The organism is Fimbriimonadaceae bacterium, assembly GCA_019638775.1.
In the GTDB taxonomy this organism is placed as follows: domain Bacteria; phylum Armatimonadota; class Fimbriimonadia; order Fimbriimonadales; family Fimbriimonadaceae; genus JAHBTD01.
In genome coordinates, this window is the sequence record JAHBTD010000027.1 from 1 (window position 1) to 11641 (window position 11641).

General features: G+C 57.2%; 17 protein-coding genes. 15 read left to right on the forward strand and 2 right to left on the reverse strand.

Annotation, left to right across the window (positions count from 1 at the left end; translation table 11 throughout):
* The 3 genes from KF784_18120 to KF784_18130 form a co-directional block, all read left to right on the forward strand.
* On the forward strand, positions 1-432 hold a 432-nt coding region (locus KF784_18120), incomplete at its 5' end, for a type II secretion system F family protein (protein ID MBX3120979.1).
* Positions 433-492: 60 nt separating this feature from the next.
* The gene (locus KF784_18125) at positions 493-657 is read left to right on the forward strand and encodes a hypothetical protein (protein MBX3120980.1); all 165 of its coding nucleotides are present in this window, start codon (positions 493-495) and stop codon (positions 655-657) included.
* Between the two features lie 31 nt (positions 658-688).
* Positions 689-1519: a tetratricopeptide repeat protein gene (locus tag KF784_18130; GenBank protein ID MBX3120981.1), complete on the forward strand. Its 831-nt coding sequence runs from the start codon at positions 689-691 to the stop codon at positions 1517-1519.
* Between the two features lie 557 nt (positions 1520-2076).
* Here KF784_18130 and KF784_18135 read toward each other — a convergent pair.
* Positions 2077-2328, reverse strand: coding sequence for a helix-turn-helix transcriptional regulator (locus KF784_18135; GenBank protein MBX3120982.1), 252 nt, complete (start codon positions 2326-2328; stop codon positions 2077-2079).
* 275 nt (positions 2329-2603) lie between these two features.
* On the opposite strand from KF784_18135, the gene KF784_18140 reads away from it, so the two are divergent.
* The 11 genes from KF784_18140 to KF784_18190 all read left to right on the forward strand — a co-directional run bounded on the left by KF784_18140 (position 2604) and on the right by KF784_18190 (position 10293).
* On the forward strand, positions 2604-2924 hold the full coding sequence (locus KF784_18140; protein ID MBX3120983.1) for a hypothetical protein: 321 nt from the start codon (positions 2604-2606) through the stop codon (positions 2922-2924).
* An 80-nt stretch (positions 2925-3004) separates the two neighbouring features.
* On the forward strand, positions 3005-3202 hold the full coding sequence (locus KF784_18145; protein MBX3120984.1) for a hypothetical protein: 198 nt from the start codon (positions 3005-3007) through the stop codon (positions 3200-3202).
* A 311-nt stretch (positions 3203-3513) separates the two neighbouring features.
* Entirely contained in the window at positions 3514-4269 is a 756-nt protein-coding gene (locus KF784_18150) for a response regulator (GenBank protein ID MBX3120985.1), read from the forward strand.
* Positions 4270-4503: 234 nt separating this feature from the next.
* On the forward strand, positions 4504-4767 hold the full coding sequence (locus KF784_18155; protein MBX3120986.1) for a hypothetical protein: 264 nt from the start codon (positions 4504-4506) through the stop codon (positions 4765-4767).
* A 762-nt stretch (positions 4768-5529) separates the two neighbouring features.
* The gene (locus KF784_18160) at positions 5530-5841 is read left to right on the forward strand and encodes a helix-turn-helix domain-containing protein (GenBank protein MBX3120987.1); all 312 of its coding nucleotides are present in this window, start codon (positions 5530-5532) and stop codon (positions 5839-5841) included.
* On the forward strand, positions 5838-6842 hold the full coding sequence (locus KF784_18165; GenBank protein ID MBX3120988.1) for a replication initiation factor domain-containing protein: 1005 nt from the start codon (positions 5838-5840) through the stop codon (positions 6840-6842). Before KF784_18160 ends, KF784_18165 begins: the two co-directional genes overlap by 4 nt.
* Positions 6843-7048: 206 nt before the next feature.
* Positions 7049-7312: a hypothetical protein gene (locus tag KF784_18170; GenBank protein ID MBX3120989.1), complete on the forward strand. Its 264-nt coding sequence runs from the start codon at positions 7049-7051 to the stop codon at positions 7310-7312.
* Positions 7313-7403: 91 nt separating this feature from the next.
* Positions 7404-8561 carry a hypothetical protein gene (locus KF784_18175; GenBank protein MBX3120990.1) on the forward strand — a complete coding sequence of 386 codons (1158 nt, stop codon included), beginning with the start codon at positions 7404-7406 and terminating at the stop codon, positions 8559-8561.
* Positions 8558-8833, forward strand: a complete 276-nt coding sequence (locus KF784_18180; protein MBX3120991.1) for a DUF2523 domain-containing protein — start codon at positions 8558-8560, stop codon at positions 8831-8833. Before KF784_18175 ends, KF784_18180 begins: the two co-directional genes overlap by 4 nt.
* Before the next feature lie 79 nt (positions 8834-8912).
* Positions 8913-9920 carry a hypothetical protein gene (locus KF784_18185; protein MBX3120992.1) on the forward strand — a complete coding sequence of 336 codons (1008 nt, stop codon included), beginning with the start codon at positions 8913-8915 and terminating at the stop codon, positions 9918-9920.
* 202 nt (positions 9921-10122) lie between these two features.
* Entirely contained in the window at positions 10123-10293 is a 171-nt protein-coding gene (locus KF784_18190; protein MBX3120993.1) for a hypothetical protein, read from the forward strand.
* Positions 10294-10510: 217 nt separating this feature from the next.
* On the opposite strand, the gene KF784_18195 is transcribed toward KF784_18190, so the two are convergent.
* A complete protein-coding gene (locus KF784_18195) occupies positions 10511-11014 on the reverse strand; it encodes a JAB domain-containing protein (protein MBX3120994.1) in 504 nt (167 codons plus the stop codon).
* Positions 11015-11275: 261 nt separating this feature from the next.
* Here KF784_18195 and KF784_18200 point away from each other — a divergent pair, with 261 nt between their 5' ends.
* Positions 11276-11593: a helix-turn-helix domain-containing protein gene (locus KF784_18200; GenBank protein ID MBX3120995.1), complete on the forward strand. Its 318-nt coding sequence runs from the start codon at positions 11276-11278 to the stop codon at positions 11591-11593.
* The last annotated feature ends 48 nt before the right edge of the window (positions 11594-11641 follow it).

The window sequence follows — 11641 nt, forward strand, 5'->3', positions numbered from 1 at the left end:
CTCGTGATATGTGTCGAAGCCGGACTTGGTCTTGATGTGGCCCTCAATCGGGTGGCTCATGAGATGGCGAGAATGCATCGGGAATTGAGTCAAGAGCTGGAAACACTATGCGTAGAGCTGCGCAGCGGGCGATCGAGGCAAGACGCGTTTCGTCGCGCCGCGCAACGCATGCAAGTGGAAGAGGTCCATGGTTTCATGGCGGTCGTCATTCAGACGGAACGATTCGGCACCAGCATCGGCCAGGCTTTGCGGATTCATGCGGATGGGTTACGGACCCGACAGGACCTGCGAGCCACAGAGATCGCGTCCCAATTGCCGGTAAAACTGCTCTTTCCGCTCATTTTTTTCATTTTTCCGGGGCTCTTCGTCATCCTCCTAGGGCCGGCAGTGATTCGAGGCCTTCGTCTTCTCAGCGATGCGGTCGCTCCCTGATACGGCCCAAACCGTCCCTCCGAATTCTTCGATGTCATACCGCCTTGACCCGGACTATTCATGAATACCTGTTCCGTCGTCCGATCCTCTCGCCCGGCGGGGCTGTTCTCGTTCGGCCTCCTCGACGGACTGCAAGTACGCCTGCATCGGCCTTACTTGCGAAGAGCCCCGGCGGACTTCGGTCTCGAACGCCTCGCGACGGCATTCATGAATAGTCCGGGTTAAGTCTATGCGCCGGCCGCCGATAACGGTTGTGATGAATAGTCGTCGTCATCCTGCATGGTATCTTGCCATAGCTCTGACAGGTGTGGTGTGCGGGTGCGCGGGGCAAGCGCCTCCTCCGCGGAGTCATCATGACGCCACCGCCGGACGGATCGGCGTAGGGGCTGAGTCGCCGAAGTCGGAGAACGGGTTCTCGCCGGTACCCCCGCTTCTGACGGCCGATGAGTATGAGCATCTTGCAGATCGATCCGTGGCCGGGAGGAATTTGACCGTTGCGATGGCGCAGTACGAGAAAGCATTGCGACTGGACCCGGGGCGCGCACGGGTTCGAGAGAAACGCGGCATCCTGTTTCTTGAAAGGGGATTGGCCGAGGACGCCCTTCTGGAATTCAGGGCCATGGCCGATCAAACCCCGATTTCTGCTGCGGCGTTCGACGGGGAGGGGCGAGCGTTGGCGAGTCTTGGCCGGTTGGAAGATGCCCAGAAGGCGTTTCGCCGAGCCCTAACTCTGAATCCGCAAGATTGGCGCGCCTATGCGTGGCTGGGCATTGTTGCCTATGTTCAGGAACGGTATCCCGATGCTCTTGCCGCATTTCAAACCGCCTACTCCATCAAGCCGGAGCATCCTGCCCTGGCCAACAACCTTGGGCAAACCTACGTTGCATTGAGGCGCTATGATGACGCGATTGCCAGTTTTCGCTTGGGTGACCCGTATGCGCAGGATCATCCACGCCTCACCAAGAATCTCATCGGTGCACTGACATTGGCCGGACAACACGATGCGGCGGAGCAGGTTCGTCGGCACCAGGACCACGATGTGCCGACGAAAGCTCAGCACAGCCAGAACACACGTTTCAGCGAGTAAGACTCCCATCGGAAGCATACTCACTCAATACTAGCAGGCTGTTGACAAACCAACGAAGTGACGAACGAGGATGATGTATCCTTATGCAAAATAACGAATCATGACCTCGAATAGGTAGTGCTCGTTAGGCTAGAGCAGGGTGCGATGTTAATAAAACGGTACAGGGAGTTTGTCAAGTTTGCCCGCAACGTGGCGAGGTTAGCAGTTACCGCCATTGAGAAACTTGGGACCAGGGTGCTTGCGGACACACAACGGACACACTGACTCAAAAGGAGGCGTATGAAAATTCGAGCTTGCCATCTGTGCCGTCAGGTCATGTTGATTCCCAGTGGTGCACCAACCGTGACTTGCGATGCTTGTGGTTTTCCGATGACAGGGTACGCGTTGAGCACGTCGCGTGAGAGCGACACGGAGGAGTTGGAACAAACTACGGATTTCCAGCGACGCTAAAGTGACTCGCAGAAATTCGATGTCTGGTCGAATAGGACTCTGAGAATGGATATTGCCCACAAATATAATTACGTGGAGAGGGGCGATAACGTGTGGAGGAGGGGCAGCTAGACCACAGTGAGATCGCCATGCGCGAGGGCGGCTCGTACGAGCTGCGCCGCATTGGACGCCTGATACTTCCTCAATAGGCGGTGACGCACCGCTTTGATAGAATTCAGGGACAGGCCGAGCTGTTCCGCGATTTGATTCGTGCTCTTCCCGGACCATAGCCCGTCCAGGATGAGCCGCTCGCGCAAGGTCAGTGTTGGTTGCGGTCCCAGCCGAAACACCCTCTCCGTGCCTGTGATTCGTGATCCCATGCGTCCTTCTACTGGATACCTGTACCCGTCATATTGTGACCGAACGAAATGGTCAATCAATTGTGGACATTCGTCAGGGCTACCGTCAGGACGAAAACCCAGTGCGGAAGCATGGTTCCACGCGTCGAGCAGGTAACGATCACGGGTGACACAGTTGCAGCCGTGAGACAAAAAGCGTATCGTTTTCGCCGACCAATAACCCCTCGATGACAGGGCCGTCGTGGGTTCTACGGTCCTCAATTGATCGCCGGTGAGGCAATGGGAGCGCTCGAACCATGATTATCGTGAATGACGTGATGCGAGACGCCACGGTCCGTGGGGTTCAATTGATCCCTGGCGGGCATCGAGTCATGCTGGAGGTGGCCGCACGAGAGTTGCCTTTCTGGCAGGACATGATCGCGAGCAAGCGGCCACTCCACGTCGAGGCCCTCTTAGAGATCTCCACACTGGCCACCAACGACACGAACCTGAAGAGTCTGCAGGGCGTCTATGTGGCAGACATGCTCCCGAAGAATGATCCTGACCACCTCCACGTCCGGTTGACGTCAGCGGATTCCCCGCGACCAGTGGAACGCGGGATCGAGAAAGGCGATTGACGCAGAGCGCCGTCCACGGCGCGCCGTTACTCAGGATCACGGCATGACACCGGGCGAATCACGGCTCTGAGAGGTGCCGAATGGTGAGGGTGGACGGGCGGGTGAGCGAAGCGGTTGTCACCAATCTTGACATGGAAGTTGGAGGGACGATTGGCATGCTGTTTCTCGATCTCGACGCCACGATCAGCGAACTTGCGCACTGGAAGAGCGGCCACCGACTCCGCGTGGAAGCGAGATGGAAGCCGAATTATTTTCTTTTCCGCTTCATCCGTCGTTGATCGAAATACTGGGACCCTGTTCTGTTAAAGGTTCATTCATTGCGCACACGTATACCCTTGAAAATCGTCTCTGGATTTTATTGCAGTCTGCCGGAGAATTGAAGCCGCTGCAAGGTAGATGACCAAGTTAGACGGCATGATTAGAGAAAAAAATATCTTATATATCAAGTGAATAGAGGATGGCTGGTTGGTGCGATCTCTAGTGTTCCCAGCCTTCAATGGCCCTCAACTTTACACGATATTTATCCGATAACGATCTGCCGCACTTTTGTGCCTAGTCCGTTTCAATCAACGTTCGAGTGGAGTTTCCTGTGACCATTATGATCGTGGAAGACAATATTGTATGCGCGAAATTGGTCGAGGGGCTGCTCCAAAAAGCCGGTTATCAAACGGTTGTCGTCAATAACGGTAAAGAGGCGCTGGAGTTGCTCCCTACGCTATGCAACATCCATCTCGTCATCACGGATTATCTGATGCCGGAAATAAACGGTATCGAGCTGATTCAACAGTTGAAAATGCTTCCCGGCTTGAGGGACATTCCGGCCATCATTCTCTCGGCTCATTGCGATATCCCTACGGCCAAGATAGCGCGAGGTCTGCATTGCAATAGCATCCTCGTCAAGCCAGTGAAGAAGGAACAGTTGTTAGAACGGGTGGAACAGGTGCTGAGCGTCCAACCCCTGGTGTTGCGTAGCAAGTTTGATGTGTCCGACACCTTACAAATCGGTGACGAGGAATATCAGGAGCTGAGTGACATGTTTGCCATTCAGGTAAACGAAACCATCCCCTACGCAGTTCTGGAGGAATCCACATCTAACGAGCCGATCTCCGGAGCATTAAATCAATCACTGGGCGCTCTGGCGGAGAGCGCCTGTCTGCTCGGCGCAGACAAGTTCTCAAGCCTCTATGCGAAACTTCTGGCCGAGGATGCGTTGACACGATCACAGCTTTCTGCCCTTGTACGGGCATTGCAGGAATTATCATTGGAGTTCTCGGCGCGTCGTGGTTCGAAAAAAGTAAACGACCCAGCCAAAGCCCCGCCCTCCGAAGAAGCGTCCGCTGCCTAAGTCCTGCTTCGTGCTTCGCAGCCCCCTGCGGAGATGCAGGTCTGACTGTTCCCAAATCTTGCCTCTCACCCGACGTGAATCAGTAAGCATTCCGCCGTCAGCAAGAGTTATTCCCCTTACTTTGTCGACGCCTCATCGCGGTAATGGGCCAAGCCAAAATCTACGTTTGGAGACAGGCCCCGGCGCGATGCTGTCGTTGGGCGAGAATCGGCTACGATTGGGCGGAGGCCGTAGATGTTGCTTCGCAAAGGCAAGGTTGCCTTTTTCGACATGCACCGTATGGTTGTGAGAGACCTATCTCATAACTTCAAGAGAAGCGGTATTGGTGGGCCGACGCCAGCAGCACGTACAAGCGAACATGAAGCGTCGGATTCTGTTTCTGTGCAAAGACAATTCGACGAGAAGCCGAATGGCATAGGCACTGTTGCAGCCAATCGAGGAAGATTACTTCCAGTGAGCAAGCGCGGGCACACATCCCGCTGGATTCAAACCCTGTAACTGTGGAAGTGATGAAGAAACTGGGATCTTTCGCACATTTGATTCAAGCATGTAGAGGAATTTATTTGTCAGCCGTTCGATCATGACATCACTGTAGGGTCGTGGGAGAGAAACTTTTTCCAATTATGCCTGAGGTTCATCAACTGCGGCACTGGAGTTCCGACGACCCCGCTGCCACCCCAAACAACGCCGTGATGTCTTTCAGAGAGTGCGGGACGAAATTATCGATCGGCTGTGTCTATTTGGGGGCAATGTGGCACAGGTTCCGATTGCGGCCATACAATGTTATTGATGCAACCCTCATAACTCTCCCAAAGCGGCGAGACTGGCGTAATCACTGGGGACGTTAGGCAACTACCCAGGGAATTAGAGCCGTTTGGACCTGTCTGGAGTTTTTCGGCCCTAGAGCATTTTTTTGCAATATTATGCCGTATTTTCGATCGCGGCATCACAACCATTTGGCTCACTCTGGTTCCATTCGCCCTATCACGGGCCATCGTTACTTCGAGAGAAAAATCTGAATCACCGCTACTAGCGCATTGTTTGGTCATTCCATACTTGCCGCACGTTTTTCGTACAACCGTTTTGCATAGCTGTCACACGGTGCTCCTCGTGTTCTGAGGAACACTTCTGAGGGATGACGTAGTGTCCCTTAGTGTCCCCTGTTGTCCCCTAGTGTCCCCGAACGGGCCTCTTTCACCACCGCACGCCGATGCGTATGGTTTGACCATACATCGAGCGACGAAACGTAAAGGAGACGTGATGGAACAAACATGGTTAACCGTCGATGAGTTGGCCGCCGTCCTCAAAGTCAGTCCAAAGTCGATCCGCCGGGCCTACCGCAAAGGCGAGATTCCGGTAGATCGATTCTGCCGATTTGTACGTTTCGATCTGGAGCGCGTGAAGGAGGCCCTGAAGGCCAAGGGGCGTGGTCAGACCTTTGTGGTGTCCATGAGGAAGGAGGGACAGCGCAGCGCGACCGACGGCGCCAGCGGGCGGCGCGCGCAGCGGACCAGCCCCCGACTTGGTAAGACGGGGGCGTCTATCGCACAAACGCCAAGGAGGAAGAAATGACCGTCTCCGGAGGATTCACCCAAACCATCGATTGGCTGGCCTTCACCCTGCCGAAGGCTGAAGTCGCAGACGTGATCAGGCTCATTGGTGGCGACTGGTTCCAGAGTGAGACCGGCTTTCGCGGCTATCCCGTGGCTCAGCTCATGACGCAGGGCAAGACGGGTGTCGGCAAACTGGGGACGGGTGCTCCTCGCAATCCGAAGGAAGTGCATGTGGATCTGTCGGCTGGGATTGTCTCCCAGTGGGATGAGGCCAAGCTCAAGACGGTCCTGGCCTGGATCTTCGCTCAAAAAGGCCATGTCACCCGCATTGATGTGGCCCTGGATGACCGGGAGGCCACTGTCGCAGTCGAGACGGTCCGGCAAGCCGTGGAGGCCGGACAAGTGGTGAGTCGATCCAAACAGTTCAAGGTCATCCAGGCTTCGAATCATCGCCAGGGAATCCGAACCGGAGAGACTCTCTATTTCGGCAGTCGGGAGAGCCAAAGCATGCTCCGTGTCTATGACAAACGGTTGGAACTCCAGAGTCGTGGACGAGAAGACGCGGAGACTTACGGCGTCCGGTGGGAAATGGAATTCAAACAGGACCGGGCGCAAGCCTGCGCCAAAGCGCTGCTCACACTCGATTCCGAAGATTGGCGGGCCTTCTTAGTTGGGGTCCTGCGCTCCTATGTGGATTTTCGAGAGACCACGCGAGAGGCCGAATCGTACGAAAAGTATCGGGCGCCCTTGCTGAGCTGGTGGGAGGGCTTAACCGAAGGCTTTCGGCGCTGTCGGCTCGTGGTCGAACGCATTCAACAGCGGCTGGATGATGTCGTCGCGTGGTTCGCCAACGCCCTCAGCCCCATGCTCGCCGTGGTCGTGGCCTGTCGCGGTGATCAGTTTTTGACGGAGATGATTTATGCGGGCACGAAACGATGGAACCAGAAGCACTATGCCCTGTTGAAGCAACGCAAGAAGGTGGTGACGCCCTATGTGCTTCATCTCAAACCTCGGACATAACGTGGTGTACGTCCGTGCCTGTCCAGATCCGGATTGCAACGCCGCTGGAGCCTGGGGTGAGTTTCGGAAGGGAAAGTTGTTTGTGATCTGCACCACCTGTCGTTTCCAATTTCAGTTGCTGCCGAAAGTCCGGTTTGCGGGCCGGGGCGTGTGGGTCAGGCGCAGAGCTGATCCGAGGGTCTTTTCACAATCAGGAGGGTCGAACGATGCAAGTCAAAGCAGAGGGGGCGGTGCAGGGGTATGTGGAGCGGAGGAGCCGGGAGGGCAAGGTGTTTCGGTCGGTGGATCTGTATGTGAAGGGCAAAGATCCGGGGGTGCTGCGATTGGGGATACCGGAGGATCAGATGTCGCTCATTGAGGTCTGTAAGCAGGCGGAAGGTAAACAGGCCAAGGTGTCGATCGAAGTGCGCAAGTTCGAACAGACCGGACGCACGTTCTTCGATCTGTCTGCCTTGGAAGTCCTGAAGTAACGGCAGAGGGAGGAAGGCCGGTGGATCTCACGATCATTCTTGTGGCGGTCCTGTTACTGGCCTTCCTCACCGGCTTGGGAGTCGGACGATTGTGAAACTGCTTTCTTTAACCAGTTATCTGACGTTCATCTGGGGACTCTTGTTCTCCATCTGCCTGACGCCGGTGGAATCCTTAGGCCAGACAACGACGCAATATTCTCGGGTCGTCGCCCAGGCCGAACGCATTGCCTATCTAGCCGCACAACGCTCTGCCTTGGCCTCTCAAGTCGCCACGGCAGCCCTGGCGCCTTCTGCTGCCTCGTTGGCCGTTCGCATGGTGGCGGGCCCTATTGGTTGGGCGGCCCTCGGAGTCAGTGCAGGCTTGGTGCTCGCCCAGATGTACTATTCACAGCCGGATCTGGCCGCCATCAAACAGGCGGCGTCTCCCCCGACAGGCAACTGGACCTATTCGTACAATGGGCAGACCTACACCATTCCGAATCACAACATCGCGGGAAGTCCCGCTCCCGCACCAGTCTGTCCCGGTGGACTCATGTTCGGCTATTTGGGCAGTCCGACGCCGGGCATGACCTCCGCCGGACCCACGAACTGGTGGTGTCCGCCGAGTCCTGCGCAACAAGTCACCGGCACGCCCACGGCATCGAACATTCAGCAGTACCTCTTGGCGCAATCGCCCAGTTCACCCAATGCCATCGAACAACATTCGAGTCCAGTCGGCACCACCGGCACGACGCAGCCAGCGGACAATACGGTCTCGCAGCCAGTCAGTCCGACCGAGATGCCGACGACCGTCAAGCCCAAACCAGTCCCAGTCGGGGATATCGTAGTGGCAGACAATGTGCCGCCTCCGGCCAGTACGCCGCAGCAGAATACGCAGCAGCAGACGACGACCACGACGACGACAACCACGCAGAACCCGGACGGCTCGACGACGCAAGAAGAAGAGACCCAGGCGACGACATCCTGCACCGTTGGATCTCATGAGAGTCGAACCTTCGGGACGGTCTTCCAGGAACATCAGACCCGCTGGGGCACGAGTGGCCTGCTTGGCACGCTGAATCTCTTGAAGTCGCTGACCTGGCCTTCCACCTTGCCCGTGATCGCGCTGCCTTCGGCCTTCTTTGGCAGCCAACAGATCGATTTTAATCAATGGGCCTGGTTCTTCACCGTATTGCGCACACTCGTCATTGCGACCGCCTCGATCGCCGCCTACCGCATCATCTTTGTCGGAGGTCAGACGAGCACATGACGGCCATTCTGACCCTCATCTATTGCTGGCTGCAGGAGTTCTTCTTCTCCCTCACCGATTGGGGCCTCGGGATCTGGGATTCGCTGCTCTCCGTGGCGGACAGCACGCTCGCCACCATCGGCACGGCAGGGCTCACCCTGCCGGTGATTCCCGATCAATATGCGTGGGTGCTGGGCGCGACGGGCATGAGTCAGGCGCTGGCCATCGTGGCGAGCGCCATGGGGACGCGGTTCATTCTGCAAACCATTCCATTTGTGCGGTGGGGCTCATGAACCAGCTCGTGATGGGGTGGGCCTATGCCTGGACCGTGGTCTTAGCCCTGTGGATCTGGGTGTATCTGAGGAGTCTTCGATGATCGAACTGTATGAAGGCGTGCCAGGCTCGGGGAAGTCGTACCACGCGATCTGCGAGAAGTTTCTGCCCTGGGTTCGCCAAGGGCGTCGGCTCTATATCGCGGTCGATGGCATCTATCTGGACCGGTTGTCCTTGTTTACGGGCATCGAGCTTTCCGCTCTCGAACAACAGATCACGATCTGGAAAGACTCCGTCGAAGTCTTGCAGGCGTTCCAACATGTCGAGCCCGGCTCGGCGGTGATTATCGACGAAGCACAAACCGTGTTCCGGTCCATGCAAAAGGTCGAGCCGGGCCTCCTGCGCTGGCTTGAAACCCATCGGCACTATGGCGTCGATATTCTGCTCATGAGCCAGGATTTCCGGCAGATGTCCCAAGGCGTCACCCGATTGATCGAAGCCACGGTGAAGTTTCGGAAACTCGCCTTTGTGGGTCTCGCAAAAAAGTATCAGGGTAAGGTGCGCGGGAACCCGGAAGATAACGAAGTGATTCGCGCCTTCGTGGGAACCTACTCACCGGCGATCTACGCCTACTATTCGAGTTATGCCTCGGCGGCGATTCGGGAAGAGCAACGCAGCCATACCGTCTTCAAGTCGGCACGGGTGGCCATCGGGATTGCCGCAGGCCTGTTTGCCATTGGCCTCATGTTCTGGCGGCCCTGGTCGTCCCTGAGTGCAACCAAGCCGACACCTGCCGCCGGATCGACCTCTATCCCGAACGTGGCGGCGGGGGCAGTCCCTTCCAGCTCTGCAAGCCTGCTCAACCCGTTGGGCGTAGCTCCGTCGGTGAGCACGACTCCGCCAGCACCCAGGCGCACCGTGCGAATCCTCGGCGGGGCCGGAATGAGTCAGAACCGTCAAGGCTGGCGCTATCTCTTGGACAGCGGCGAGATCCTCACGGCGGCGCAGATTACCGGACGGTACGGCCTCATGGTCTCTGAAGTCTATGAGGAGGGCTCGATGCGACTGATTGGCGAAGGGGTGTTGTATGGACCTGCCGGCGATTGAAGCGATGACCTATTTCACGGCGATCTTCTGGCTCGGTGGGTTTGCCGTGGGCCTGATTATCAAGTTGATTCTGCCTCAGAGCCACTGAGGCGCTCGACCGTCGGCGAGGAGTCCGACGGCGTGGGTGGACGTGACCACCAACAGCACAAGGAGGTGCCGTATGAGGGGATGGGGTTGGGTCAAAGGGCTTGGGGGCCTGCTCATGGCGTTCGTGTTCGCCCTGGGTGTCCCGGCGCTGTCGCAGGCGCAGTTGTTTCCGGTCTCGGCGGATGTGGCCACGGTGCGGGCCGATCTGCTCTTGTGGGCCACGGCCTTGATTGGCGTGGCACTGGCGATCTACGCCTTTAAGCGCGTTCGCGCCATTGTGGGCTAAGAGAGAGCCCATCGAGGCAGGCTGGCAGCAGCCTGCCTCCTTTTTCGCATCATATGACAGCATGAACAGGGTAACGACAAAGGAGTGCACGGATGACGGCGCAACAAATTCAAACGATCGGCAATGCGCTGGCTGCCGACCTGGTCGCCTGGGGAACGGCCGCGATTGGCCTCGCGCTGGTGGCCGCCGGGGCGGCTTGGGTGTTGCGGCTGCTGCGCTAAGCGCCGGGCCACCCCTGGTCGGCGAAGCTGTAGTAGCGTTCTTCGGCGAGGATGAGATGGTCCAGCAGCGGAATGCCAAACAGATCAGCCGCCTCGCGGAGCCGTTTGGTCAGGACGCGATCTTCTGGGCTGGGTGTGACATCACCAGAGGGATGGTTGTGAGCGCAGAGCCAAGCACCGGCATTCATGAGTATCAGCGGCTTGAAGACTTCGCGGGGATGCACAATGGCCAAGGTCAGCGATCCAGTGGAGACCACATTGATCCCAATGAGCCCATGCTTCGCATCCAGGCCACAGATGAGGAACTGCTCCCGGTCCAACCCGGCAAACAGGGGCCTGAGGATGGCGGCAGCGCCCTCCGACGTATGCACCGATTCCGCAGCCGGAATGGCACGGCCCTCGCGCACGAGGGTCACACGGTACCGAGGCACTCCGTAGCGCGATTTCGGGCTCAGTGGCCGTACACCGTTCGAAGAACCGAGAGAACTATCAACGGACATGTCCGCCTCCTTCTGAAATTATGTTCTAGCCCCACCCTTCACAAACCAAGGGTGGGGCGTAACGAAGGCGGCGGCACGGGGCTCTCGCAGCGGACAGGCCTGGAGGGGCGGAGACCGGCACGGAGGGGACCGGGAAGGCCTGTCCCGCTGCTCTTTAGCCACGGGTCGCACCCGTTGTGCTCTTGAAGACTGAGGGACGGGTTGGAGTCATAGATAGCATTATCCGGAAGAGGGTAAATGCTTAATGCTAGGAATACATTCATGACTGATTATCAATCTGCGATAAACACGCTCTCAAAAACTCTAGAACGGATACCGAGGTCAGAATTGCCCGTCGTGCTGGGAGAGCTGGAGCGTATCAAGGCGGTTATTTGGGCAGAGTTTATGACCACAGAGAAGGGGGAACCAGACGAGGCTTTGCTCGACATGTCAGATGTCGCTGTACGATTAAAGATTCCTTTGTCACGGGCCTATGAACTTGTACGCCAAGGCAAATTGAGGGGTGTGCGGGTCGGAAAATATGTGCGCGTTCTACCAACAGTGCTCAAAGAGTATCAGGCCTCGCTCGCTACAGCATAAGCGGCTGGATGCTCGTCCTGCGCTTGTGGTAACGTCTGGTCGGGGAGT

Bases quoted from the DNA above. Each gene is read 5' to 3' on its own strand.
- KF784_18160 (MBX3120987.1), top strand. From the start codon at position 5,530: ATGGAACAAACATGGTTAACCGTCGATGAGTTGGCCGCCGTCCTCAAA.
- KF784_18190 (MBX3120993.1), top strand. From the start codon at position 10,123: ATGGCGTTCGTGTTCGCCCTGGGTGTCCCGGCGCTGTCGCAGGCGCAG.
- KF784_18170 (MBX3120989.1), top strand. From the start codon at position 7,049: ATGCAAGTCAAAGCAGAGGGGGCGGTGCAGGGGTATGTGGAGCGGAGG.
- KF784_18130 (MBX3120981.1), top strand. From the start codon at position 689: ATGAATAGTCGTCGTCATCCTGCATGGTATCTTGCCATAGCTCTGACA.
- KF784_18155 (MBX3120986.1), top strand. From the start codon at position 4,504: ATGTTGCTTCGCAAAGGCAAGGTTGCCTTTTTCGACATGCACCGTATG.
- KF784_18200 (MBX3120995.1), top strand. From the start codon at position 11,276: ATGACTGATTATCAATCTGCGATAAACACGCTCTCAAAAACTCTAGAA.
- KF784_18180 (MBX3120991.1), top strand. From the start codon at position 8,558: ATGACGGCCATTCTGACCCTCATCTATTGCTGGCTGCAGGAGTTCTTC.
- KF784_18125 (MBX3120980.1), top strand. From the start codon at position 493: ATGAATACCTGTTCCGTCGTCCGATCCTCTCGCCCGGCGGGGCTGTTC.
- KF784_18165 (MBX3120988.1), top strand. From the start codon at position 5,838: ATGACCGTCTCCGGAGGATTCACCCAAACCATCGATTGGCTGGCCTTC.
- KF784_18135 (MBX3120982.1), bottom strand. From the start codon at position 2,328: ATGGGATCACGAATCACAGGCACGGAGAGGGTGTTTCGGCTGGGACCG.
- KF784_18195 (MBX3120994.1), bottom strand. From the start codon at position 11,014: ATGTCCGTTGATAGTTCTCTCGGTTCTTCGAACGGTGTACGGCCACTG.
- KF784_18140 (MBX3120983.1), top strand. From the start codon at position 2,604: ATGATTATCGTGAATGACGTGATGCGAGACGCCACGGTCCGTGGGGTT.
- KF784_18145 (MBX3120984.1), top strand. From the start codon at position 3,005: ATGGTGAGGGTGGACGGGCGGGTGAGCGAAGCGGTTGTCACCAATCTT.
- KF784_18185 (MBX3120992.1), top strand. From the start codon at position 8,913: ATGATCGAACTGTATGAAGGCGTGCCAGGCTCGGGGAAGTCGTACCAC.